Raw genomic sequence first — 23,457 nt, forward strand, 5'->3', positions numbered from 1 at the left:
CGAGTTTTCCCGGGCTTTGGCTGGCGGCCGGAATGGCAAAAAGCCGCTGGATTTCAGCGGCTTCCGCCGATGTTGGGAACGGGCACCCGATTGGGGTGCGCGTCAGAGCCGTTCGGGACCGCCCCGGGCCGGTCCATCGTCCCGATCATCGCGATTTCGGCCGTAGCCGTGGTGCCAGTCAGAGTCGCGGTCCATGCCCATTTCGCGCTCGAACCGGTGGTGGCGCCAGCCTTCCCTGCCCCCGAACCCGCGGTCCATATGGGTCAGGACGGTGAGCCGGCGCTTCTGGCCGTCATCAAGCGTCTTGTAGAGCGGGTCGGCGGCCTCCGCGATCTTCTTCATGGCGGCCGCCGTGGCGGCCATATTCTCGGCCCGGTCACGCAGCCGCGCTACCGGATCGTCCGGCTTCTGCTGGCCGGAATCGTCCTTCGGCGGGTTCATCCGCGCGTTGGCGCGATCGATCCTGAGCTTGGCGAACTCCTTGACCGCGGCCTCGACCGGCGGCCACAGCTTTTCCTGGTCCGCCGTCAGTTTGAGGCCGGCATGGACGGCCGCAATCCGGGCGTCGGCATAGGCCGCCCGGTCCTCCGCATTCATCCGCGAAAACCCGTGGTGGCCCCAATGGCGGTGCTGGGCATAGACGGCGGTCGAACCGGCGATGGCAAGAACCGCGACCGCAGCGATGGCGAACTTCCTCATGCGAACCTCCTGTGAAAGGTTGCCTGAAGATGGGCTCGCGTCAGTCGGCGTTCAACTTAAGGATTGGCAAGGGAGGCTTCCCTTACCAAGATGTAATGTGACGCCGTTTGATCCACCGCAATGCCCAACCAGCTACAGCATCCCCAGCGCACGCGGCAGCCACAGCGAGATCTCCGGCACGTAGGTAACGATGCCGAGGAAGATCAGCATGGTCAAAAGCCACGGCCACACCGCGACCGTCAGCTCGGTGATGCCCATCTTGGCGATGCCGGAGGCCACGTAGAGGTTCAGCCCGACCGGCGGATGGCACATGCCGACTTCCATGTTGACGACCATCAGGATGCCGAGATGCACCGGATGGATGCCGAGTTTGACCGCCACCGGAAACAGGATCGGCCCCATGATCAGCACGATCGAGGACGCCTCCATCACGTTGCCCGCGATCAAGAGCAGCACGTTGACGATCAGGAGGAAGATGATCCAGTCGACACCGACCGAGGTGATCCACGCCGCGATCTGTTGCGGAATATTCTCATTCGCCATCAGGAAGGAGAACAGCACCGCATTGGTGATGATATACAGGATCATCGCGCTCATGTTGGCGGAGCCGAGCAGCACCCGCGGCACGTCCTTGAGCGACATGTCGCGATAGACGAACACCGCAATGACGAAGGCATAGACCGCGCTGATGGCAGCCGCCTCCGTCGGCGTGAACAGGCCCGCATAGATGCCGCCGAGTACGATCAGGATCAGCAGCAATCCCCACATGCATTTGCGGAACGCGAGGAAGCGTTCGGTCCAGCTTGCGCGCGGCAGCCTCGGATAGTCGTTCTTCCAGGCGCGGTAGAAGGTCGTCAGTCCCAGCAGCGACGCCAGCATGACGCCGGGGATGACGCCAGCCATGAACATCTGGCCGACAGAGGCCGACGAGACGCGGTGACCGGCCGGATCGAGCGCAACGCTGCCGCCGGTCGCCACGCAATAGATCACCATCACGATCGAGGGCGGGATCAGGATGCCGAGCGCGCCCGACGTGGTGATGACGCCGGCGCCGAAGCGCTTCGGGAATCCCTGCTTGACCATCGCAGGCATCATGATCGAGCCGATCGCGATCACCGTTGCCGGCGACGAGCCTGACACCGCGGCAAACAGCGCGCAGGCCATCACGCCCGCCAGCCCCAGCCCGCCGTACCAGTGCCCGACCATCGAGGTCGCAAAATTGATCATGCGGCGCGCGACGCCGCCATGGGTCAGGAAATTGCCGGCAAGGATAAAGAACGGGATCGCCATGATCTCGAAATTGTCGATGCCGGTGAACAGCTTCAGCGCCACCGATTCAGTCGGGACGTTCGTCATGGTGTAGATGAAGGTCAGAACCGTCATGCCAAGCGCGATCGAGATCGGCATGCCCGTCAGCATCAGCGCGATCAGCAGGGAGAAGATGATCAGACTGCTCATCGGGTGACCTCCGCCGCGCCGATACCGGGCTCTTCGATATCGACTCCCTCGACATGGGCGTGGTCATGGTGCGGCAGCTCGCCGGTACGCCAATAACCGTACGCGACCTGCAGGAACCGGAAGCACATCAGATAGGAGCCGAGCGGAATGCAGAGATAGACGAACCAGCTCGGGATCTCGAGGTCGGGCGAGACCTGGTCGGTATACATCAGTCCGATCACGAATTTCGCGCCCATGGTGCCGATCACGGCGGTGAAAAACGCGCCGCAGAACAGCCCGAACAGCACGACCGCATTGCGCCAGGGCGATTTGAGCTGGTTGACCACCACGTCGACGCCGACGTGGATGCCGGTGCGCACGCCATAGGCGGCGCCGAACTTGGCGACCCACACAAACATGTAGATGCAAAGTTCCTGCGCCCAGGACAGGTTGATCGGAAACAGGATGGGATACAGGAATGGAATGCCGATGAGATAGCGGTGCATCACCGCGATGAAGATGATCGTCGTCGCCAACGCCATCAGCGTCGCGATCAATATCTCCTCAAGCCGATCGAGGATGCGAAGCAGCATCGACTTCCCCCTGTAGGATCGGCCTTTTTGTCACGGCCTGACCCTGCGCTATTCCCGCGGCGTCCTTTGCGGCCCGCAGTCCCCACTCGCTCATAGCATATTTCGAACAAGAAAAGGGCTTCCGTGCCGAAGCACGGAAGCCCTCAACAGCAATATCTAGTTAGTCGCGCCCCTCGTCTCCTTGAGGAATTCGTCGATCAGAGGCTGGCCGACGCGGCTTGCAACGTCCTTGTAGACCGGCTCCATCGCCTTGCGCATCGCTGCGTCCTGCTCCGGCGTCAGCTTAATGATCTCGCTCTTGCCGGTCTTCTTGATTTCGGCGAGCGCGTCCTCGTTCTCCTTCGCCGACTGGCCGTTGCCATATTCGGTCGCTTCCTTCATGGCCTTTTCGCATTGCGCGCGGATATCCGCCGGCATGCCATCCCAGAACTTCTTGTTGGTGACCACGACGTAGCCGATGTAGCCGTGATTGGTTTCGGTGATGTACTTCTGCACCTCATGCATCTTCTGGGTGTAGATGTTGGACCAGGTGTTCTCCTGGCCGTCGACGACGCCGGTCTGCAGCGCTTGATAGACTTCGGAGAACGCCATCACCTGCGGAATCACGCCGAGCGAACGGAACTGGGCTTCCAGCACCTTGGAAGACTGGATCCGGAATTTCAGGCCCTTGTAGTCGGCGGGCGTCACCAGCTTCTTGTTGGCGCTCATCTGCTTGAAGCCGTTGTCCCAGTAGGCAAGGCCGGTCATGCCCTTGGAATCGAGCAGCTTCAAAAGCCTGGCGCCGAGCGGGCCATCGGTGACTTTGCGCAGCGTCTTCAGATCGGGGAGGATGTAGGGCAGATCGAACACTTCGAATTCCTTGACCCCGATCGGGCCGAACTTCGAGTTCGACGGCGCCAGCATCTGCACCGCGCCGAGCTGCAGCGCTTCCAGCTCTTCCTTGTCCTTGTAGAGCTGCGAGTTCGGATAGACTTCGACCTTGACCTTGCCGCCGGTATATTTCTCGGCCAGCTCCTTGAACTTCTCCGCCGCCAGCCCCTTTGGCGTGTTGGTCGCCACCACGTGGCTGAACTTGATCACGATCGGCGATTGCGCCGCTGCAGGTCCGACCAGAGTCAGTGCCGCGATCGACGCCGCGGCCAAAATCAGCTTGCCCATGTATCCTCCCATTATTCCTTCGGAGCGCGTGAATGCGGGTTCCGAAGCTTTGCATGCCAGTTGGACCAATATAGACAAGCCAGCCGAAATGCCATTGCCCGTTAGCAGGGGCCATGCTGATGGTTTTGCTGCATCGCAAAATGCGACATTCTGTCCGCTCGGGTTTCCAGCCTGTTGAAGCTGTCGGGCGACCTCGATCAGGCCTGCCATCTCACCGTCTACAGTCAGGGCGGCAGATCGTGGTCGCAAAGGTCGACGCCCCCAGCGGGATGGGATTCAGCGTTCGCGTCGGCGCCGAACTGGGCGTGCTGGTTTCGGCGTCAGGGCGGGTCCTGCTGGCCTTTCAGGACGATGAGACGCGGCAAATTCGCATCGCGGAATCGCTGGCCCGACGGCCGGAGCAGGCTGATCCGCAGATCGGCCCGACGCTGGATACGGTCCGGGCGCTCGGCTTCGAATCCATTCCCAGCGTTCAGGTGCGCGGCCTTTACGCCGTCAGCTTTCCGATCGTGGATTCGCAGGGCCATGCGATTGCTGCCCTGACGGTGCCCTATGCGGAGAGGATCGACAAGATCGACCGCAAGTCGATCGCGACGGTGGAGGAGACGCTGGGCGCGACGGCGCAGACCTTGTCGCGGCGCATGGGCGGCGCGTCGAAGAGTCGGGTAAATTCCGTTTAAGCGGTCGCTGCCGCAGCCGTCATTGCCTGCGACAAACGCGAAGCGTTTGCGCATGGGAGCAACGCAACGAAACAATCCAGACTTCCTTGCCGATCGATGGATTGCTTCGCTTCGCTCGCAATGACGGCGGAGGGCCAATGAAAAAACGCGGCGCTTCGGAGCGCCGCGTTTCGTTAGCCCGCTGACGAGCAAAGGGCCTTAGCTCGCCGCCTGCGCCGGCATGTCGCGCTGGTGCTTCATGACGATCTTGTTGAGCGCGCCGAGATAGGCCTTGGCGGATGCCACCAGCGTATCCGGATCGGCCCCCTTCGACGTCATCGAGCGGCCCTCGTGGGCGAGCCGCACCGACACTTCGGCTTGCGCGTCGGTGCCTTCGGTGACGGCGTGGACCTGGTAGAGCTCCAGCTTGGCCTCGTGCGGCACCAGCGCCTTGATGCAGTTGAACACCGCATCGACCGGGCCGTTGCCTTCGGCTTCCTCGATTCTGATCTGGCCTTCGACGTCGAGCTTCATGGTGGCGCGCTGCGGCCCATGGGTGCCGGCGATGACGGTCAGCGAAACCAGCTTGATGCGGTCATGCGAGGCCGCGATCTCCTGATCGACCAGCGCCTCGATGTCCTCGTCGTAGATGTCCTTCTTGCGATCTGCCAGCGCCTTCATCCGCACGAAGGCGTCTTCCAGCTGGTTGGCGCCGAGCTTGTAGCCCATCTCCTCCAGCTTGTGCACGAAGGCATGCCGGCCGGAATGCTTGCCGAGCACCAGCGACGACTTCTTCAGGCCGACCATTTCCGGGCGCATGATCTCGTAGGTCGATGCGTCCTTCAGCACGCCGTCCTGATGGATGCCGCTTTCATGGGCGAACGCGTTACGGCCGACGATCGCCTTGTTGTACTGCACCGGGAACGAGGTCGCCGCCGATACCAGTTTCGAGGCCCGTGTCAGCATGGTGGTGTCGATCTTGTTCCACCACGGAAACACGTCGTTGCGGACGTTGATCGCCATCACGACTTCTTCCAGCGCGGCATTGCCGGCCCGCTCGCCGATGCCGTTGACGGTGCATTCGATCTGCCGCGCGCCGCCGGCGATGCCGGCCAGTGAATTCGCCACCGCCATGCCGAGGTCGTTATGGCAGTGCACGGAGAATATCGCCTTGTCGGAATTCGGCACCCGCTCGATCAGCGTGCGCATGAACCTGGTGTATTCCTCCGGCACGGTGTAGCCGACGGTGTCGGGGATGTTGACCGTGGTGGCGCCGGCCTTGATGACGGCTTCCACGATGCGGCAGAGGAAATCCATCTCGCTGCGGGTGCCGTCCTCGGCCGACCATTCAACGTCGTCGATCTGGTTGCGGGCGCGGGTGACGTTGGCGATGGAGAGCTCCACCACCTGCTCCGGCGTCATGTTCAGCTTGACGCGCATGTGCAGCGGCGAGGTCGCGATCACGGTGTGGACCCGGCCGCGCTTGGCAAACTTCACCGCTTCGGCGCAGCGGTCGATGTCCTTGGGGTGGGCACGCGACAGGCCGGCGATGACGGCGTTCTTGGAGCGGCGGGCGATCTCGCTGACCGCCTGGAAGTCGCCTTCGGAGGTGATCGGAAAGCCGGCCTCGATGACGTCGACGCCCATGTCGTCGAGCATTTCGGCGATCTCGAGCTTTTCCTCGAACGTCATGGTCGCGCCCGGGCACTGCTCGCCGTCGCGCAGGGTGGTGTCGAATACGATGACGCGGTCCTTCTCGGACTTGTTGGCGGTGGTCATTTCTGTAGTTCCTTTTGGGTGGTAGCGCCGTTTTGCGAGCGCTGAAGGGTCTGGTGATCTCGCGCGAACCCCTGAGTGCCCAGGCGCAAACCGCCCAGACGGCCCTCAGGGGCCGATAAGAAGCAGCCCGCCAAGAAGGAGGGTGGGCGCGGACGCAGCCGGAATCGCGGGGGCAGCCTTGGCCGCTCCACCCCAAACTCCATACTTTTTGCTGCGAATCAGCATTGCCAGACCCTTTGGACGGCCAAATCCTCAGCCAAAACCATTGACGGTTCGTTGCCGGGACGGCGTTCCGGGCCTGTTCTAGACGAGAATTATGGCCGGCCGCAATGCCAAAAGATGGTCAGGATGGGTGACCTAATCGCGGGCGGTCTTGCAGCCCGAATGAGCGGAGCGATATCCGGGGCCGGAGCCAGACCGACGTGACGCTCCCGCATATCGCTCCGCTCATGCGGGCTACGCACCGGTCACTTCGCCTTCTTCCCGCCCTTCTCCTCCGCCAGCAGCGCCTCGCGGACCTGCTTGAACTCGCTGCGGTCGGCCTTGTCGACTTTCGGGAAATGCAGGTCGAGTCTGTCGAGCGCGCTGACGATGGCCGAGCCGATCACCACGCGGGCGAACCATTTGTGATCGGCCGGCACGATGTGCCAGGGCGCATGCTTCGTCGAAGTGTGGCGGATCAGGTCCTGATACGCCGCCATATATCGCGGCCACAAGGCGCGCTCCGCGACATCGGCAAGCGAGAACTTCCAGTTCTTGGCAGGCTGCTCCAGCCGCTCAAGAAAGCGCTCGCGCTGCTCCTTCCTGGAAACGTTGAGGAAGAATTTCAGGATTACGATGCCGTTGCGTGCGAGGTAGCGCTCGATCGCGGTAATGTCCTCGAAGCGCTCGCGCCAGATGTTCCTGGTGACGAGCGGCTTCGGGATCTTCTCCTTGGCAAGCAGTTCCTTGTGCACCCGTACCACGATGCACTCTTCGTAGTGGGAGCGGTTGAAGATGCCGATCCGGCCGCGCTCCGGCAGCGCGATCATGCAGCGCCACATGAAATCGTGGTCGAGTTCTCTGGTCGACGGCTGCTTGAACGACGTGACCTCGCAGCCCTGCGGGTTGACGCCCTCGAACACGCTCTTGATCGCACTGTCCTTGCCGGCGGCGTCCATGCCCTGGAAGATCAAGAGCAGCGACCAGCGGTCCTGCGCGTACAGCTTTTCCTGGAAATCGGACAATCGCTTGCGGTTCGCCTCGATGATGCTGGTCGCCTTTTCCTTGTCGAGGTCGCCCTTCTCGTTGGTCTTGTGCGATTTCAGGTGAAACCCGCCCGACCCGTCGTAGCGGAACGGGGCGACATAGGGCTTCAGTTCATCGGCAAGCGGCTGCGAGGATTTCCTGCTCATTTCGTCCCGGAGGGCTTGGGTTGCGTCTTCAGTCGGTCGAGGACGCTACCAAGAATGCCCTTGGGAAGGAATATGATGAAGATGACCAGCAGCACGCCGTAGACCAGGTTGTCCCAGCCTACCGCCTTGGTGCCGAAGCCGATGCGCAGCACTTCGGCGAGCAAGATGGTGATGATGGCGCCGACGGTCGGCCCGAGCGAGACGTAGAGGCCGCCAACGATGACGGCGAACACCATCTGCAGCGACACCGCGATGCCGCTGACGGTGTCGGGCGAAATGAACATCTGGTACTGGCAGTAGAGCGCGCCGGCGAGCGCGGTCATCAGCGCCGAGATCAGCGTGATCTTGAGCTTTTCGGCCGTGACGTTGACGCCGGCCGCACCGGCGGCGTCCTCGTCCTCCGAGATCGCCTCCATGGCGTAGCGGCTCATGCTGCGATCGACCCAGCGCCAGATCAACAGACCCAGCACCCAGACGCCGAGCGCGATCAAATACCACGTGATCTTGTCGTCGAACTGCAGCGCCATCAGGCCTGAGCCGCTGCGGGCGCGGTTCGGCGTATAGCCGAGCGAGCCGCCGGTGTAGTCGCGGGTGGCGGTGATGACCTGCAGCACGATGCCTGATAATGCCAGCGTCACCAGCACGAAGTAATGCCCGGTGATGCGGAAGCGGAAACAGGGATAGGCGACGACCAGCGCCAGTATCCCCGCCGCCACCATGCTGATGGGAATGCCGATCCACGGCGAGACGCCGAGATGGTTCCACAATAGCGCGGTGACATAGGCACCGACGCCCATGAAGCCGCCATGGCCGAGCGACACCAGGCCGAAGCGGCCCATGATCGACCACGCGGTGTAGGCGAACGACCAGATCAGGATCAGCACCAGAATGTGCAGGTGATAGGGCTCGCGATAGACGAAGGGCAGCGCGACCAATGCTGCTAGTCCAATGGCCCAGGCGATGTAGCGGGAATTCACGAGCGCCTCGCAAAAAGGCCCGCGGGCCGGATGAACATCATGACGATGAAGAAGGCGAAGGCCAGCACGTACCCCCATTCGAGGTCGGAAAACAGCCCGCCCAGCGAAATGATCTGGGCGAACACGAACGCCGCGATGAAGCCGCCGACGAAATTGCCTAAGCCCCCAAGCACGCAGATCAGGAAGGTGATCGGCCCGAACGACAGCCCGACGAAAGGGTGCACGTCGTATTGCAGCACCAGAAGACAGGCGGCGAGGCCGGCGAGCGCGCCGCCCAGCGCCGAGGTGATGAGATAGATGCGCTTGGTGTCGACCCCCATCAGCGACATGATCTGGCGGTCCTGCGCGACGGCGCGGATCGCGGTGCCGGTGTAGGTGCGCTTCATGAAGAAGTAGATCGCCAGCATGCCGACCAGGGCGGCGGCGAAGGCAAGCAACCGCGAATAGCTGAAATGCATCTCGCCGATTGCCAGCACCGGCAGGCGGATGCCGAGATTGCGGAAATCGATGCCGAAGGCAACCGTGGCAAAGCTCTGCAGGATGAACAGTACGCCGCCGGTCGCGAGCAACTGGTTGATCGGCGGCGCGGTCAGCAGCGGCGCGATGACGATGTAATGCAGCGCAGCGCCCAGGGCCGCGACCAGCAGGATCGCGAACGGCGCCGCAACCCAGTACGGCAGGCCGAACACCTGGACCATGTAGTACATGCCGTACATGCCGATCATGACCAGTTCGGCGTAGCAGATCCAGGTGACGTCGATGACGCCGAAGATCAAATTGAGCCCGAGCGCGAGCAGCGCCAGCACGCCGCCGAGCAGGATGCCGTTGACCACGGCTTCCAGCAGATAGATGTCGAAGATGTCGAGGAATGCCTGCATGCTCGCCCTGCCCTAGACCCCGAGATAAGCCTGCTTGATGGTATCGGTCGACATCATCTCTTCCGACGTGCCGGACGCGCGGATGGTGCCGGCCTCCAGGAGATAGGCGCGGTCGACCACCTTCAGCACCTGCTGCACGTTCTGCTCGACGATCAGGACCGTGAGCCCGCTGGCGCGGATACGCTTCACCAGCTCGAACACCTGCTGCACCACGACCGGCGCCAGCCCCGCCGACGGCTCGTCGAGCAGGAGCAATTTCGGATCCGACATCAACGCGCGGCCGATCGCGCACATCTGCTGCTCGCCACCCGACATGGTGCCGGCCATCTGGCTGCGCCGTTCCTTCATGCGCGGGAACAGGTCGAACACGAATTCCAGACGCTGCGCATATTTGGCGCGCGCGCCCGGCATGTAGGCACCCATCTTCAGATTGTCGTCGACGGTGAGCCGTGGAAACAGCCGGCGGTTCTCCGGCACGTGCGCAATGCCGAGATCGACGATGCGGTGCGCCGGCGTCGCCAGCACGTCGTGGCCTTCCATCGAGATCGCGCCCCTGGTGGGCCGGATCAGCCCGGAGATCACGCGCATCAGCGTGGTCTTGCCGGCGCCGTTGGGGCCGATGACGCCGACCGCCTCGCCCGCCTTGACCTCGAGATTGATGCCGAACAATGCCTGGAAGGTGCCGTAGCCCGCGTCGACCGATTTCAATTCGAGCATGCGTCAGACCCCCGCCTTGCGGCGCGCTTCCGCCGCCGCGGCCTGGCTCGAATCCGCGTCCGTCCCGAGATAGACCTCGATCACCCGGGGATCGCCGGCCACCGCGCTCGGCAAACCTTCCGAAATCTTCTCGCCGTGATCGAGCACCATGACGCGGTCGACCACCCGCATCAACACGCCCATGATGTGCTCGACCCAGATGATGGTGATGCCGAGTTCGTCGCGGATCTTGCGCAGCATGTCGGCCGCCTGATCCATCTCGGTCTCGTCGAGCCCGCCGAGGCTTTCGTCGGCGAGCAGCAGTTTCGGCCCCGTGGCGAGCGCCTTGGCCAGCTCGAGTTTTTTCAGGCCGGCCGCGCCGAGCCCGTCGACGCTGGCATGGCGATCCGTCGGCAGGCCGACCATGCCGAGCGCGTGTTCGGCGGCTTCATCGGCCCTGGCGCGGCTGTGGCGGCCCTGGCCGTAATAGCCGGCCAGCGCCACGTTCTCGAACATGCTGAGACGGTGAAACGGCCGCGGGATCTGGAAGGTGCGGCCGATGCCGCTGTTGATGATGCGGTGCGGGGCCACGCCCGCGATCTCCGCGCCGTCGAACAGGATCGATCCCGCCGTCGGCACCAGCGTGCCCGACAGCATGTTGAAGATCGTGCTCTTGCCGGAGCCGTTCGGGCCGATCAGGCCGAGAATCTCGCCCTGCTCGACCCTGAACGACACGTTGTTGACAGCGGTGAAGCCGCCGAAGCGCTTCACCAACCCTTCTACCATCAGCACGCCAGAGACTCCGCGTTACTGGTTGCTGAACGTGGTCCCCTTCGGCAGGGGCAGCACGGCCTCGCGCTGCGCCTGGCTCTTCGGCCACACCACATAGGATTTGTCGTCGATGTACTGGATGACCACCGGGAACGAGCGCTCGTTCTGGCCGGCCATCTGGCTGCCCTCGCCGTGGAACTTGACGCCGAAGCCGAGCATGGTGCCGCCTTCGGGAATGTCGACTTCGAGGGCAGCCTTGCGCAGCGCATCAGGATCGACGCCGCCATATTTCTTGATGGCGCGCGGCAGCACGTCGGTCAGGAAGACGTAGGTGTTCGACGCGGCCATGCCGACATGCGCGGAGCGGATCGCGACGCCGGGCTTCGCCTTGTCGAATTCCTCGCCGACCATCTTGATGACAGGCGGCAGTTTCGGATCCATCGATTTCTGGTTGGCGAGCCAGATCGAGATCGGATCGGTGTTGAAGACGTAATTAACGTCGGCGCCCAAACCTTCCTTCAGTTTCTCGTACACGCCATAGCCCGCGCCGTGGCCGACGAGTGCTGCGAATTTCAGGCCCTGCTCGCGCGCCTGACGCCCGAACAGAGTGATGTCCGGGTTGTAGCCGGTGTGGAAGATCACGTCAGGCCGCGCACGCTTCAGCTTGGTGACGAGGGCCGAAAGATCGGGCGCGGTAGCGGAATAGCCTTCCTTCATCACGACATTGAAGCCGGCCTTCTTGGCGCCGGCCTCGTTGCCTTTCGCCACGTCGACGCCGTAGGCGCCGTCCTCGTGGATGATGGCGACGCGCAGATCCTTCGGATCCTTGCCGAGCTTGGCCTTCGAATTCTGTGCGATGAAATCCATCGTCATCAGGCCGAACTGGTCGCCCGAGGCCTGCGGACGGAACACGTATTTGAAGTTCTTGTTGTCGAGCACCGCGGAGGAAATGCAGGTGGTGATCCACATGAAGTTCTTCAGCTGCTCGACGCGGGCGGCCACCGGCACGCATTGCGCCGACGAGAAGAAGCCGAGCAGCATGTTGACCTTTTCCTGCTCGATCAGCCGCACCGCCTCGTTGATCGCCACATCAGGCTTGCTCTGGGCGTCGGCGTAGACCGCCTCGACCTTGTAGCCCTCGACGCCGGTCTTGGCGTACTGGTCGAGCATGATCTTGGCGCCGATATATTGCAGCTCCGAACCGCCGCCTGCGAGCGGGCCGGTGAGGTCGTAGATCACGCCGATCTTGATTTTCTTTTCCTGGGCTTCGGCGGTCACCGCCATCCCCAGCACCGCGATTGCGGCAGACAGCCCGACGAGAAGGCGTGCAGCTTTGCGCCCCGGCATGGTATCCTCCCTGGATTATTTCTTGTGCACTGCGTTTTTCTTGTTGTTGTTGCCGCCTATCACATTGGTAGCGCGACCAGATGTCAAGCGTATTGCTTGCGTCAGGGTTCGGAAGCGAGCTGCGCCTCGATGAACGCCGTCACAAAACGCGGCATTGCCGAGGTGAGATCGTGCACGCCGCGCACGAGGTGAATCGCTGATAGTTCCGGCTGGCGCTGCGAGGCGAGATTGGCCACGATCCGGTCGCGCACGGCTTCACCGGCCATATCGACCCGCAGCATGCGGATCATCGCGACAGCACGCCCTGTGTAGATGCAGTGCCAATGCGGCTCGCTTTCGTATTCGCCCGGGGCAAGTCCGGTCTCCTCCTCGAGCTCGCGCTCGACACTGCCTGAAATATCGACCGCACCATCCCTGATGTCGTCGAGATCAGGCGTACCTGATGGGAAATAGATGCGCCCGGCATTGGACGTGTGCTGGCCCATTTCGCCGAGCACGAAAGCGCCGTCGGCACAGCGAAGCGCACCCATGCCAAAACCGTTGAATACGCCAATGTCCGGAAAGCCCCAGTCGCGCCAGGCCAGAAAACTTGCGAAATCGGTTTCGAAATAGCTGGCGCTGAAGCGGTCGCCTGAAAACACCGGGTTGCGCCCGAGCAGGACGCGGCCGTTCCACATGGCGGGCTTTTCGCGCTGCTTGTCGGCGAAATGCGCCGCGATCTCCGCGCGCCGCGTTTCGGCAAACGGCCACGTCCACGCTTCGACAACGAGGTCGAGCACGCTGACGCGATGAATGACCGGAGGCTTCGTGCCACTCATCGCCTGACTTCGCTCGATCTCACGCCCATCCTATTCGGACTTCACTTCGGATTCGCGCCGGTCGTCTTCTTGACCTGCTCGACATATTTGTTGGTGTAGGTCTTGGTCACGTCGATATTGGCCTTGGCGACCTCCGGCGAACTCTCGCTGAACACCGCGAGCACGGCATCCGCGCCCTTGGGATCCATCTTGCCGGTCAGCGAATACATCGGGATCGTATTCTTCAGCGCCGCCAGATAAAGCTCCTTGTTCTTGCCGACGATTTCGTCGGGCATCTTCGCCATGATCTCTTCCGGCGAATGCGCGTGAATCCAGGTGAGCGTGTTGACGATCGCCGTGGTCAGCGCCTGCACTTCCTTGTCATGCGACTTGATCCACGCCGTGGTCGTATAGAGCGCGCCGCCGGGATATTCCCCGCCGAACACGGCGAGCGTGTCCTTCTCGCTGCGGGTGTCGGCCAGTATCTTCAAATCGGGATGGCTGCCCTGCAAAACGGTGACGGAGGGATCGAGCATCACCGCAGCGTCGATCTGGCCCTGCTGCATCGCCGCCACGGCGGTCGCCCCGAGGCCAACGCCGATCACCGCGGCGCTGGTCGGGTCGAGGCCGTTCTTCTTCAATAGATACTTCAGGAAGAAATCGGTCGAGGAGCCCGGCGCGCTGACGCCGACCTTCTTGCCCGCCAGATCCTTGATCGACTTGATCTCGCTGGTGTGTGCGGGCGACACCACCAGTACCAAGCCTGGATAGCGGTCATAGATCACGAAGGACTGCAATTCCTGCTTCTTGGCGGCCAGATTGACGCAATGGTCGAAATAGCCCGACACCACGTCGGCGCTGCCGCCGAGCACAGCCTTGAGCGCGTCCGAACCGCCCTTGAGGTCGACCAGCTCGACCGATAGCCCCGCCTTTTCGTATTCGCCGAGCTGCCTGGCCAGCACGGTGGGCAGGTAGCACAGGCAGGAGCCGCCCCCGATCGCTACCGTGACCTTGCTTTGCGCTGCGGCAAATCCCGAGGTCAGCACCAGTGCCAGCAGCGAAGCGGCCAGTCGGCCGAACAGTTTCTTCATGGGTTCCTCCATTCGTTGGCCGGCAAGATAGAGCAGCGCGCGGACGTTGAGAAGGCGACTTTCCGCCCGCTGGTCAGGCCCGAACAGGCGGCATAGCATCGCCCCCTCAACAATCTGCACAGGGGGGACTGCCCGTGAATCGCCTGGCCACCACGCTATCGCTCGCCGTCGCCTTTGCCGCCGGCTGCAGCGTCACCCACCTACTCCGTCCGGCGATCGCCGCCGAGAACATCACGGCACAGGTCATCCACACCGGCGAACTCGAGGGCGATGCGCTCGGCATGCCCTCGGGCACCGGCATGCGCTCCAGATTGTTCGTTGCCGCCGACGGCATGACCATCTCGATCCAGGACGGCAATGTCGGCAAGCACATGCATCCCAACACCAACGAGATCCAGTACATCCTCGGCGGCACCGGCACGATCTGGCTGGACGACAAGGAAGTGAAGGTGAAGCCGGGCGATCTCGTCGTGATCCCGAAGGGCACCGCGCATGGCGGCACCAAGCCGGACGGCCGCACCCTCAAGGCCATCGCGATCAAGACGCCGCCGCAGGCGCCTGACGATACCAAGATGCTGAATTGAGGGCTGGCTGCTTCCTCCGTCATTGCGAGCGAAGCGAAGCAATCCATAGGGCCGCAAGTCGAGAGATGGATTGCTTCGTCGCTTCGCTCCTCGCAATGACGGCTGGAGCCGTAGAACTCCGATAAGGTCATCATGGAGGATCACGTGGCAACAGGGAAAACATACAAGTCCTTTCAGTACAGGAACAACCTGGTCTGGGACAGCGCTCGCCGCGGCCGAACGTCGGCACCCGGCAAGCCCGACATCGAGATCGGCAGTCCTCCTGAATTCAAGGGAGAGGCGGGCGTCTGGGCTCCCGAAGAAATGTTGGTCGCCGCGCTGAATGCTTGCATGATGCTGACGTTTGTGTCGTTCGCACAAGGCAAGAGGCTTGCGTTTGTGGCCTATGAAAGCGCTGCAGAAGGCCTGCTGGCAAACGTCGATGGCAAATACCGGATTGTTGAGGTCAGCGTCCGGCCAATCGTGGTCTTGAGCAGCGAGGCCGATATCGAGGCCGCCCGAACGATCATGGCCGAGGTGAAGGCAAACTGCTTCATTTCCAACTCGATTACCGCCGACGTGAAACTGGCTCCGCAATTTCGCATAGCATCCGATGTCGCCACCTAGTGCGGCCTTCGGCAGAGCCGTAGGATGGGCAGAGGCGCGCTCTTCGCGCCGTGCCCACCATCCATCCGCATCACAATCTTGATGGTGGGCACGCTGCGCTTTGCCCACCCGATTTCGGCAATGACGGAGAGACCTACACCCTCTCCGCCGCCGCGACCGGCCGCCAGACCAGAAGCCTGCGCTCGACCAGCGTCACCGCCACGTCGATCAGGATGACGAAAGCTGACAGCACGAACATGCCGGCGAACACGGCGGCGACGTCGAACACGCCTTCGGCCTGCTGGATCAGGTAGCCGAGACCGGCCGCCGATCCCAGATATTCGCCGACGACAGCACCGACCACGGCGAAGCCGACCGAGGTGTGCAGCGAGGAAAACATCCACGACAGCGCCGACGGCCAGTAGACATGCCGCGTCAATTGCCGCTCGCTCATGCCGAGCATGCGGCCGTTGTCCAGCACGGTTTGGCTGACCTCCTTGACGCCCTGATAGACGTTGAAGAACACGATGAAGAACACCAGCGTCACGCCGAGCGCGACCTTGGACCAGATGCCGAGGCCGAGCCACAGCGTAAAGATCGGCGCCAGCACCACGCGCGGCAGCGCGTTGACCATCTTGACGTAGGGATCGAACACCGCGGCGACGCGCGGCTGGCGCGCGAACCAGAAGCCGACCAGCACGCCGCCGACCGAGCCGATCACGAAAGCCAGCACCGACTCCCACAGCGTAATCATCAGATGCTTCCAGATCACGCCCGAGGAGAACCATTTTACGATCTGGCTGGCGACATCGACCGGGTTGGAGAAGAAGAACGGCGGCAGCAGGATGCGGCCGAACACCGGCACGGTGGCGAGGAACTGCCACAGCGAGAGTGCCACCACGGCCACCATCAATTGCCAGAACAGCAGTGTCAGGCGCGACATCAGCCGACCTCCGCACTTAGCGTCGACTGCGCATAGCCCTTCATCACTTCGTCCTTCAGCACGCTCCAGATTTCGCGGTGCAGTTCGTGGAATTGCTTTTCCATCCGCACTTCAGAGATGTCGCGCGGGCGCGGCAGCGGCACGCGCCAGTCGCCGATGATGCGCGCCGAGGGACCTGCCGACATGATCACGACACGATCAGCGAGCGCGATCGCCTCTTCGAGATCGTGGGTGACGAACAGCACCGCCTTGCGGTCGGCGTTCCACAGTTCCAGCAGCAGATTGCCCATGATCTGCCGGGTCTGCGCGTCAAGCGGGCCGAACGGCTCGTCCATCAAAAGGATTTTTGGATCACGGATCAAAACCTGCGCGAGGCCGACGCGCTTGCGCTGCCCGCCGGACAGCATGTGCGGATAGCGGTTGGCGAACGCACCGAGGCCGACCGAAGTGAGCCAGCCCTGCGCGCGCAGCAGCGCCTGCTCGCGCGGCGCGCCCTTGATGTCGAGGCCTATGGCGACATTGTCGATCGCGGTCTTCCAGGGAAACAGCGCATCGGCCTGAAACAGATAGCCGGCATCCCGGTTCAACCCCGTCAGCGGCTGGCCGAAGATCTTCACCGACCCGGCTGCGGGCTTCAGGAGGCCGGCCGCCACGTTGAGCAGCGTCGATTTCCCGCACCCGGTCGGGCCGACAATGGCGACGAACTCGCCATGGGCGACGGACAGGCTGGCCCGCTCCACGGCTGTGTAGACGCGATCCCCGGCCACGCGAAACGCCACCGTCGCATCGTCGAGTGCGACCGCCGCCGGCTGTGCGGTATCCGCCATGTTTCTCCCCAAAAGTTTGGAGTGATGCCTTAGCGGTTACCAAGGATAAGTTCAACGCGGCATCCCGACGTGGTAGTTGATCTCTTACCCTCCCCTGGAGGGGACAAGGAGTCGAGATCGCATGCCAACTCCCCTGATCGCCTATTCGCATGTCGGCAAGACCTTTGACGGCGGCCGCGTGGTCGCAGTCGACGACGTCTCGGTCGAGGTCGCCGAGGGCGAGTTTCTGGCCATCGTCGGCGGCTCCGGTTCGGGCAAGACCACGCTGTTGCGGCTCGCCAACCGGCTGATCGAGGCGGACACCGGCTCGATCACGGTCGAAGGCGAGGACGTGCGTCAGGTCGATCCGATCCTGCTGCGGCGGCGGATCGGCTATGTGTTCCAGAGCGGCGGGCTGTTTCCGCATCTGACCGTCGCGGACAATATCGGCATTACGCCGAAGCTGACGGGCACGCCGCCCGCCGGGATTTCCGCGCGGGTAGATGAGCTGCTCGACCTTGTCAGGCTCGACCGGGCGCAATACCGCGACCGCCTGCCGCACGAACTTTCCGGGGGTCAGCGCCAGCGCGTCGGCGTGGCGCGGGCGCTCGCCGCAAAACCGCGCATCGTGCTGATGGACGAGCCGTTCGGCGCGCTCGATCCCTTAACCCGCGACGCGCTCGGCGACGATTTTCGCGAGCTGCATCGCACGCTCGGCTTGACCACGGTCATGATCACCCATGACATGACCGAAGCCATCCTGCTCGCCGACCGGATCGCGGTGATGGGAGGCGGCCGGCTGCTGGCGCAGGGCACGCCGTCAGAGCTTTCGGAAAGCTGTGACGCGTACGTCGGCGAACTGCTGCGCACGCCGCGCCGGCAGGCCGAACGGCTCGGCGCCCTGCTGCCGCGGGAGGGTGCGGCATGAGCCTCTTCGCCGATCCGCGCTGGGGCGAGGCGCTGGGCCACCTGCCCGATTATCTCGGCAATCACGTCCGTGTCAGCGTCACCGCGCTGGCGCTGGGACTTCTGGTCAGCCTGCCCCTCGCGATTGCGGTACGCAATCGTCGAGTAGCGCGCGGCGCGCTGCTCGGGCTCGCCAGCATCGTGCAGACGGTGCCGGGACTGGCGCTGCTGGCGCTGTTCTATCCGCTGCTGCTGGCGCTCGCGGCGCTCTCGCTGTCATGGTTCGGCTTTGGCTTCTCCGCGTTCGGATTCCTGCCCGCGGTGCTGGCGCTGGCGCTCTATTCGATGCTGCCGGTGCTGCGCAACACCATCACCGGCCTGCAGGGCGTCGATGCCGCCATCCTGGAAGCGGCGCAGGGCGTCGGCATGACGCCGCAGCAATCGCTGTTCACGGTCGAACTGCCGCTGGCGCTTCCGGTGATGATGGCGGGCATCCGCACTGCGGCGGTCTGGGTGATCGGTACCGCGACGCTGTCGACGCCGATCGGCCAGACCAGCCTCGGCAATTACATCTTTGCAGGGCTGCAGACCCAGAACTGGGTGTTCGTGCTGTTCGGTTGCCTCGCCGCCGCGGTGCTGGCGCTACTGGTCGATCAACTGCTGGCGCTGATCGAAAGCGGATTGCGCTACCGCAGCCGCCTGCGCGCGGCGCTCGGCGGTACCGGCATCGCGGCGCTGGTCGCGGCCACGCTGGTGCCCACCATGATGCGCTCGCAGACGAACTACGTCGTCGGCGCAAAAACCTTCACCGAACAATATGTGCTGTCGGCATTGATGGTGCAGCGGCTGAAGGCAGCCTCGCTTCCTGCGACGACGCGCGAAGGCCTTGGCTCCAACGTGATCTTCGGGGCGCTGGCGGCCAACGATATCGACGTCTATGTCGACTATTCCGGCACGCTGTGGGCCAACCAGTTCCAGCGCACCGACATGCGGCCGCGCCAGGAGCTGCTGGCCGAACTGAAAACCATACTGGCGAAGCAGAACATCACGCTACTGGGCGAACTCGGCTTCGAGAACGCCTATGCGCTGGTGATGCCGCGCAAGCGCGCCGAGCAGCTCGGCATCCGCACCATCGCCGACCTCGCCACGCGCGCGGCGAACATGTCGATCGCCGGCGACTATGAATTCTTCTCGCGCCCCGAATGGACCGCGCTGCGCAAGGCCTACGGCCTGTCGTTCCGCGCCCAGCGGCAGATGCAGCCGGACTTCATGTATGCGGCGGTCGCCTCCGGCGAAGTCGACGTCATCGCCGGCTACACCAGCGACGGGCTGATCGCGAAATACGACCTGGTGACGCTGGGCGACACCAGGCGCGCGATCCCGCCCTACGACGCGATCGTGCTGCTGGCGCCGAAGCGCGCCAATGACGATGGCTTGCGCAAGGCGCTGGCGCCGCTGCTCGGAAAGATCGACATCGCCACAATGCGCGAGGCCAATCTGCGCGCGGCCGGCAATGACGCCACGAGCTCGCCGGATGTGGTGGCGCAGTGGCTGTGGGAGACGGTGGGGAAGAAGTAGCTGGCACCGTCATTGCGAGGAGCGAAGCGACGAAGCAATCCATGCCTCCGCTTGCGGCGCGATGGATTGCTTCGCTTCGCTCGCAATGACGGGGATAGGCCGCAGGCAAAGGACGTGGATGGCCGGGTCAAGCCCGGCCATGACGGCAAGAGTTACAATCCCTTGATCATCCCGGCGTCGATCAGCAGGCGGTTGAACCGGCGTGCTTCCGCGCCCTTCCTGCAGGCGTAGAAGGTGCCCTTGCAGCGGAGCATGATGCTCTTCTGCTCGGCAAACGACGGATCGAGCGGGAGGCCGGCGGCTTCCTGGAGCACGAGCGGGATGTAGGCTGCGTCGAGGGTTTCGAGCGCGGACGACAGGTTGTAGGGTGAGTAGTTGATGCCGTCGATCGCATAATAGGTCGAGAAATAGCGCGGGTCGGCGGCCATCAGGCGTTTCGCCAGCAGTCCCCGATCGATCCCGGGCTCCAGCAGCTTTTGCGAAATCGCCGGCTGGTGATCGCCGAAACGCAGCACCAGGAAAGACTCGTCCGGATAGTCGCGCTTCAGCCGCTCGGTGAATTCGCGATAGTCGTTGGCCGTCATGGCCTGGCGGCGGATGTACTCGTCGACCTCGTCGGTGTTACCGGGCGGCTTCCAGCCCGCAGGCGTCAGGTCGGGCCGGTAGACGCTCCACCAGGGAAAATGATTGGCGGTGAGGTAGACGAACATGAAGACCGGCGACCGCTGCGGCTGCTCACGCGCGAACACCTTCAGCGCCTGATCGTAATAGAATGTGTCGGGCTGCATGTCCTCGTTCACGCCCATCCCGGCCATGTCAATGAACTCTCCGACGCCGGTGCCCTTCTGGAACGCGCGCGCGCTGAGGAAGTCGCCATAGGTCGGATAGAGCGAGACGGTCTTGTAGCCGCAGCGCTGCAGGGCCCGCGGCAGTCCGCGCGTCACGCGGCCGGCGGCGATCCGCGTGACGTAGAATTTCAGATCGCCGAACGAGCGCGCCGAGAGGCCGGTCAGCACGTTGAATTCGGTGTACCAGGTCGGCCCGCCGGTCGACTCCGCGATCATGGTGCGCTGCTTGCCGTCGCTCGACTTGAAATAATCGGCGTATCCGGCCGGCACCTTGATGCCAGGCGCCGAGGTGACGTCGAAGCTCGACTCATCGAGCAGCATGATGATGTGGGGCCGCTTGGCCGTGGCGTCGCAGGCCTCGGCCGGAGGCAGCGTCGTTCGGCCAGCGGCGCGCGCTTCTCGGGTCAGAAGCGGACGGTCCGCCGGCGGATCGGCCTCGATCCATCCGGTCGAAGCCAGCCGGGATACCGCCACCACGCCCGAGCGCGCCAGATTGGAAATATGATTGACGCCCTGGAACGGCTCCCATGCCTGCTCGGGCGATGCGACCGCCATCGCCGCGATCAGCGCGGCCGTCGCGGCCACGCCCGTCAGCGCAAAGCGGCGGCGCACGCGGAACGGATCGAAACGCCAGATCAGCCACAACAGCGGAGCCGCAACGAGGCCTGCCGCGATCAACTGCATCTGCAGGCGCGGGAACACCGAGAGCAGAAACGAGAACGTATCGCGGTCGATGATCAGGAAGTCGAGGAATGTCAGCGTTAACTGCAGGATGCCGAACTTGAAGTGCGACAGCGCGATCAGGATCGCGATGAAAGCCAGCGCCAGCGCTGCGCAGATGGCGGGCCGCTGCAGCACGACCAGCAGGAAGCAGTTCACGAACACCCACGCCAGCACGGACAGCGTAATCGCAAACGGCCCGTATTCGGTGGTCAAGAGAACCGCCAGCGCGGCCAGATGCACGGCAACGATCAGGCCGGCGAGCGCAAAAAACCTGATACCGCGCGATTCCGCACGGAGGCTTTCGCTCATTTCGGGTCCCGCAACGGCCGTCATGCCCTAGAGCCCCTTGATGAAACCTGCCTCGATCAACAACCGGTTGAACCTGCGCGCCTCGGCGCCGTCCTTGCAGGCGTAGAATACACCCTTGCAGCGGAGCATGATGTTCTTTTGCTCCTCGAACGACGGATCAAGCGGAATACCGGCGGCTTCCTGGATCACCAGCGGCAGATAGGGCGCGTCGATCGTGTCCATCACGGCGGAACTCTTCACCGGCTCGAAATTGATGGCGTCGATCGCGTAATAGGTGGTGAAGTAGCGCGGGTCGTAGGTGTCGAACTTGCGGGCGACCCTGGCTTCATCCAGACCGGGATCCAGGAGGTTCGACGAGAACTCCGGCTGATGGTCGCCGTAACGGACGATCAGGAACGGCTGCGCCGGGAACTTCTTCTTCAGGCTGGCGATGAAGCCCGCATAGTCGCCGGCGCTCATGGTCTGGCGGCGCAGATATTCGTCGACCACCGGCGCGTTGCCGGGCTTGCGCCAGGACGGCAGCAGGTCGGGGCGGAACCTGGTTTCCCAGGGGAAATGGTTGGCGGCGAGATAGACGAAGGTGAACAGCGGCGTATTGGCCGGCTGCTCCGCGATCAGCTTGACGGCCTTGTCGTAGAAGAAGCTGTCCGGCTCGATGCCCTTGGCGCCGAGATCGCGCGCATCGTAGAAGTGCTGGATGCCCGTGGAGGTCTGGAAACCCCGCGCGCCCATGAAGGCGCCGTAGGCCGGATAGAGCGAGAGGGTGCTGTAACCGCAACGGCGCAGCGCCAGCGGCAGTCCGCGCTCGACCCGCCCCGACGCGATGCGGGTGACGAAATAGGAGAACCGGCCGAACGATCGCGACGACAGGCCGGCCAGCACGTTGTACTCGGCCATCCAGCTTGCGCCGCCGCTGCTTTCGGCCATGAACTTGCGCTCGCGGCCGTCAAAGGACTTGAAGTGGCTGCCATAGTCAGGCGGCACCCTGACGCCACTGGCCTGACGGATATCGAAGCTCGACTCGTCATGGATCATGATGATGTGCGGCCGGCGGCCGGCGACATGACAGGAATCGACCAGCGGCATCTTGAGCCGCTCGGCGGTCACGGCCTCCGATTCCATGAAGCCATAATGGGCGAAGTCGGAAACCGCCGTCACGCCCGAGCGGGCGAATTTGGAGAAATAGCCGTCGTCGTAATAGCCGCGCCAGGCTTCATCCGGCCAGGTGATGGAATAACCGGCAAGCGCCGCAAGGCAGGCGAGCTTGCCGGCCAGCGCCGGCAAGCGGCGGATGCGGAACGGATCGAGCCACCACAGCGCGTACATCAGCGGCAGGATGACGAGCGCGGCGCCGACCACGCTCCAGCGCAGATTGGGAAAGATCGTGAACAGGTAGGCCGCGGTGTCGCGGTCGATCACCATCAGGTCGACGAAGTTCGCGGTCATCTGCACGACGTCGTGCTTGAGCCGCGACAACAGGACCAGCACCACGACCAGCGTCAGCGACAGCGCGCCCGACAGCGCCGGGCGCCGCAGCAGCGTGATGAAGAAAAAGTTCAGGATGCCCCATGCCAGCGCGAAGCCCATCCGGCCGCCGAAATCGGTTTCGGTCTGCAGCAGGATCGCCAGCGCTGCCATGTGCGGTGCAGCGACAGCCGAAAGCCGCCAGAAGCCGATGGCGGCAAGGCCGGCGACGAGGGTGGCGGCGGAGGGCCCTGGATTTGGCGCGGGCGCCATCGGTGGAAACGCAACATGACCCGGCGCAATGCAAAGTCTTGGCTGGTGACGACCAGGAGACGCACGACCAGCCGGAACCTGTGTCGTGTCATAAAAACGTAGTGGAATCGTCATGAACGCGCAATGAATTTGCCGCCGGCGAACGCCGCAGGGTAAATTTGA

Annotated in this window: 22 protein-coding genes; 5 read left to right on the plus strand and 17 right to left on the minus strand. The window is 63.4% G+C overall.

The features are described from left to right. Positions 1–102: 102 nt before the first annotated feature. The 4 genes from JQ624_RS03865 to JQ624_RS03880 all read right to left on the minus strand — a co-directional run bounded on the left by JQ624_RS03865 (position 103) and on the right by JQ624_RS03880 (position 3,887). Positions 103–699: a Spy/CpxP family protein refolding chaperone gene (locus JQ624_RS03865; RefSeq protein ID WP_212417523.1), complete on the minus strand. Its 597-nt coding sequence runs from the start codon at positions 697–699 to the stop codon at positions 103–105. A 132-nt stretch (positions 700–831) separates the two neighbouring features. Then, positions 832–2,157, minus strand: coding sequence for a TRAP transporter large permease (locus tag JQ624_RS03870; protein ID WP_212417524.1), 1,326 nt, complete (start codon positions 2,155–2,157; stop codon positions 832–834). Continuing rightward, positions 2,154–2,729: a TRAP transporter small permease gene (locus tag JQ624_RS03875; RefSeq protein ID WP_212417525.1), complete on the minus strand. Its 576-nt coding sequence runs from the start codon at positions 2,727–2,729 to the stop codon at positions 2,154–2,156. The genes JQ624_RS03870 and JQ624_RS03875 overlap by 4 nt, the downstream gene beginning before the upstream one ends. A gap of 156 nt (positions 2,730–2,885) precedes the next feature. Beyond that, positions 2,886–3,887, minus strand: a complete 1,002-nt coding sequence (locus tag JQ624_RS03880; RefSeq protein ID WP_212417526.1) for a TRAP transporter substrate-binding protein — start codon at positions 3,885–3,887, stop codon at positions 2,886–2,888. Between the two features lie 239 nt (positions 3,888–4,126). On the opposite strand from JQ624_RS03880, the gene JQ624_RS03885 reads away from it, so the two are divergent. Continuing rightward, positions 4,127–4,567: an IclR family transcriptional regulator C-terminal domain-containing protein gene (locus tag JQ624_RS03885; protein ID WP_212417527.1), complete on the plus strand. Its 441-nt coding sequence runs from the start codon at positions 4,127–4,129 to the stop codon at positions 4,565–4,567. Positions 4,568–4,765: 198 nt separating this feature from the next. Here the strand turns inward: JQ624_RS03885 and JQ624_RS03890 are convergent, their stop codons facing one another. The 9 genes from JQ624_RS03890 to JQ624_RS03930 all read right to left on the minus strand — a co-directional run bounded on the left by JQ624_RS03890 (position 4,766) and on the right by JQ624_RS03930 (position 14,276). Next, on the minus strand, positions 4,766–6,325 hold the full coding sequence (locus JQ624_RS03890) for a 2-isopropylmalate synthase (protein WP_212417528.1): 1,560 nt from the start codon (positions 6,323–6,325) through the stop codon (positions 4,766–4,768). Between the two features lie 467 nt (positions 6,326–6,792). Next, positions 6,793–7,719, minus strand: a complete 927-nt coding sequence (locus JQ624_RS03895; protein ID WP_212417529.1) for a polyphosphate kinase 2 family protein — start codon at positions 7,717–7,719, stop codon at positions 6,793–6,795. Further along, a complete protein-coding gene (locus tag JQ624_RS03900; protein WP_212417530.1) occupies positions 7,716–8,696 on the minus strand; it encodes a branched-chain amino acid ABC transporter permease in 981 nt (326 codons plus the stop codon). The genes JQ624_RS03895 and JQ624_RS03900 overlap by 4 nt, the downstream gene beginning before the upstream one ends. Then, a complete protein-coding gene (locus JQ624_RS03905) occupies positions 8,693–9,574 on the minus strand; it encodes a branched-chain amino acid ABC transporter permease (protein WP_212417531.1) in 882 nt (293 codons plus the stop codon). Before JQ624_RS03905 ends, JQ624_RS03900 begins: the two co-directional genes overlap by 4 nt. Before the next feature lie 12 nt (positions 9,575–9,586). After that, positions 9,587–10,291: an ABC transporter ATP-binding protein gene (locus JQ624_RS03910; RefSeq protein WP_212417532.1), complete on the minus strand. Its 705-nt coding sequence runs from the start codon at positions 10,289–10,291 to the stop codon at positions 9,587–9,589. Between the two features lie 3 nt (positions 10,292–10,294). Further along, positions 10,295–11,062 (minus strand): ABC transporter ATP-binding protein, encoded by a 768-nt coding sequence (locus JQ624_RS03915; RefSeq protein WP_212417533.1) that lies wholly within the window; start codon positions 11,060–11,062, stop codon positions 10,295–10,297. 15 nt (positions 11,063–11,077) lie between these two features. Then, positions 11,078–12,388 (minus strand): ABC transporter substrate-binding protein, encoded by a 1,311-nt coding sequence (locus JQ624_RS03920; RefSeq protein WP_212417534.1) that lies wholly within the window; start codon positions 12,386–12,388, stop codon positions 11,078–11,080. A 101-nt stretch (positions 12,389–12,489) separates the two neighbouring features. Further along, positions 12,490–13,206, minus strand: a complete 717-nt coding sequence (locus tag JQ624_RS03925; protein ID WP_212417535.1) for an NUDIX hydrolase — start codon at positions 13,204–13,206, stop codon at positions 12,490–12,492. Between the two features lie 41 nt (positions 13,207–13,247). Then, a complete protein-coding gene (locus JQ624_RS03930; RefSeq protein WP_212417536.1) occupies positions 13,248–14,276 on the minus strand; it encodes an ABC transporter substrate-binding protein in 1,029 nt (342 codons plus the stop codon). A gap of 134 nt (positions 14,277–14,410) precedes the next feature. On the opposite strand from JQ624_RS03930, the gene JQ624_RS03935 reads away from it, so the two are divergent. Together JQ624_RS03935 and JQ624_RS03940 are read left to right on the plus strand one after the other, a co-directional pair. Then, on the plus strand, positions 14,411–14,860 hold the full coding sequence (locus JQ624_RS03935; RefSeq protein ID WP_212417537.1) for a cupin domain-containing protein: 450 nt from the start codon (positions 14,411–14,413) through the stop codon (positions 14,858–14,860). Between the two features lie 132 nt (positions 14,861–14,992). Continuing rightward, positions 14,993–15,466, plus strand: coding sequence for an OsmC family protein (locus JQ624_RS03940; protein ID WP_212417538.1), 474 nt, complete (start codon positions 14,993–14,995; stop codon positions 15,464–15,466). Positions 15,467–15,599: 133 nt separating this feature from the next. On the opposite strand, the gene JQ624_RS03945 is transcribed toward JQ624_RS03940, so the two are convergent. Continuing rightward, positions 15,600–16,388, minus strand: coding sequence for an ABC transporter permease (locus JQ624_RS03945; protein ID WP_212417539.1), 789 nt, complete (start codon positions 16,386–16,388; stop codon positions 15,600–15,602). Then, positions 16,388–17,215: an ABC transporter ATP-binding protein gene (locus tag JQ624_RS03950; RefSeq protein WP_212417540.1), complete on the minus strand. Its 828-nt coding sequence runs from the start codon at positions 17,213–17,215 to the stop codon at positions 16,388–16,390. The genes JQ624_RS03945 and JQ624_RS03950 overlap by 1 nt, the downstream gene beginning before the upstream one ends. Before the next feature lie 121 nt (positions 17,216–17,336). On the opposite strand from JQ624_RS03950, the gene JQ624_RS03955 reads away from it, so the two are divergent. After that, positions 17,337–18,122 carry an ATP-binding cassette domain-containing protein gene (locus JQ624_RS03955; RefSeq protein WP_212417541.1) on the plus strand — a complete coding sequence of 262 codons (786 nt, stop codon included), beginning with the start codon at positions 17,337–17,339 and terminating at the stop codon, positions 18,120–18,122. Further along, entirely contained in the window at positions 18,119–19,678 is a 1,560-nt protein-coding gene (locus tag JQ624_RS03960) for an ABC transporter permease/substrate-binding protein (protein WP_212417542.1), read from the plus strand. Before JQ624_RS03955 ends, JQ624_RS03960 begins: the two co-directional genes overlap by 4 nt. 152 nt (positions 19,679–19,830) lie before the next feature. Here the strand turns inward: JQ624_RS03960 and JQ624_RS03965 are convergent, their stop codons facing one another. Both JQ624_RS03965 and JQ624_RS03970 read right to left on the minus strand, forming a co-directional pair. Beyond that, entirely contained in the window at positions 19,831–21,558 is a 1,728-nt protein-coding gene (locus tag JQ624_RS03965) for a sulfatase-like hydrolase/transferase (protein WP_249129363.1), read from the minus strand. A 27-nt stretch (positions 21,559–21,585) separates the two neighbouring features. Next, a complete protein-coding gene (locus tag JQ624_RS03970; protein ID WP_212417544.1) occupies positions 21,586–23,295 on the minus strand; it encodes a sulfatase-like hydrolase/transferase in 1,710 nt (569 codons plus the stop codon). Positions 23,296–23,457 lie beyond the last annotated feature (162 nt).

This window comes from Bradyrhizobium sp. AUGA SZCCT0283 (genome assembly GCF_018130385.1).
GTDB lineage: Bacteria > Pseudomonadota > Alphaproteobacteria > Rhizobiales > Xanthobacteraceae > Bradyrhizobium.

What these genes read in the sequence shown, in the direction of transcription:
- JQ624_RS03865 (WP_212417523.1), bottom strand. Translation starts at nt 699, where the DNA reads ATGAGGAAGTTCGCCATCGCTGCGGTCGCGGTTCTTGCCATCGCCGGT.
- JQ624_RS03870 (WP_212417524.1), bottom strand. Translation starts at nt 2,157, where the DNA reads ATGAGCAGTCTGATCATCTTCTCCCTGCTGATCGCGCTGATGCTGACG.
- JQ624_RS03875 (WP_212417525.1), bottom strand. Translation starts at nt 2,729, where the DNA reads ATGCTGCTTCGCATCCTCGATCGGCTTGAGGAGATATTGATCGCGACG.
- JQ624_RS03880 (WP_212417526.1), bottom strand. Translation starts at nt 3,887, where the DNA reads ATGGGCAAGCTGATTTTGGCCGCGGCGTCGATCGCGGCACTGACTCTG.
- JQ624_RS03890 (WP_212417528.1), bottom strand. Translation starts at nt 6,325, where the DNA reads ATGACCACCGCCAACAAGTCCGAGAAGGACCGCGTCATCGTATTCGAC.
- JQ624_RS03895 (WP_212417529.1), bottom strand. Translation starts at nt 7,719, where the DNA reads ATGAGCAGGAAATCCTCGCAGCCGCTTGCCGATGAACTGAAGCCCTAT.
- JQ624_RS03905 (WP_212417531.1), bottom strand. Translation starts at nt 9,574, where the DNA reads ATGCAGGCATTCCTCGACATCTTCGACATCTATCTGCTGGAAGCCGTG.
- JQ624_RS03910 (WP_212417532.1), bottom strand. Translation starts at nt 10,291, where the DNA reads ATGCTCGAATTGAAATCGGTCGACGCGGGCTACGGCACCTTCCAGGCA.
- JQ624_RS03920 (WP_212417534.1), bottom strand. Translation starts at nt 12,388, where the DNA reads ATGCCGGGGCGCAAAGCTGCACGCCTTCTCGTCGGGCTGTCTGCCGCA.
- JQ624_RS03925 (WP_212417535.1), bottom strand. Translation starts at nt 13,206, where the DNA reads ATGAGTGGCACGAAGCCTCCGGTCATTCATCGCGTCAGCGTGCTCGAC.
- JQ624_RS03930 (WP_212417536.1), bottom strand. Translation starts at nt 14,276, where the DNA reads ATGAAGAAACTGTTCGGCCGACTGGCCGCTTCGCTGCTGGCACTGGTG.
- JQ624_RS03940 (WP_212417538.1), top strand. Translation starts at nt 14,993, where the DNA reads ATGGAGGATCACGTGGCAACAGGGAAAACATACAAGTCCTTTCAGTAC.
- JQ624_RS03945 (WP_212417539.1), bottom strand. Translation starts at nt 16,388, where the DNA reads ATGTCGCGCCTGACACTGCTGTTCTGGCAATTGATGGTGGCCGTGGTG.
- JQ624_RS03950 (WP_212417540.1), bottom strand. Translation starts at nt 17,215, where the DNA reads ATGGCGGATACCGCACAGCCGGCGGCGGTCGCACTCGACGATGCGACG.
- JQ624_RS03955 (WP_212417541.1), top strand. Translation starts at nt 17,337, where the DNA reads ATGCCAACTCCCCTGATCGCCTATTCGCATGTCGGCAAGACCTTTGAC.
- JQ624_RS03960 (WP_212417542.1), top strand. Translation starts at nt 18,119, where the DNA reads ATGAGCCTCTTCGCCGATCCGCGCTGGGGCGAGGCGCTGGGCCACCTG.
- JQ624_RS03965 (WP_249129363.1), bottom strand. Translation starts at nt 21,558, where the DNA reads ATGAGCGAAAGCCTCCGTGCGGAATCGCGCGGTATCAGGTTTTTTGCG.
- JQ624_RS03970 (WP_212417544.1), bottom strand. Translation starts at nt 23,295, where the DNA reads ATGGCGCCCGCGCCAAATCCAGGGCCCTCCGCCGCCACCCTCGTCGCC.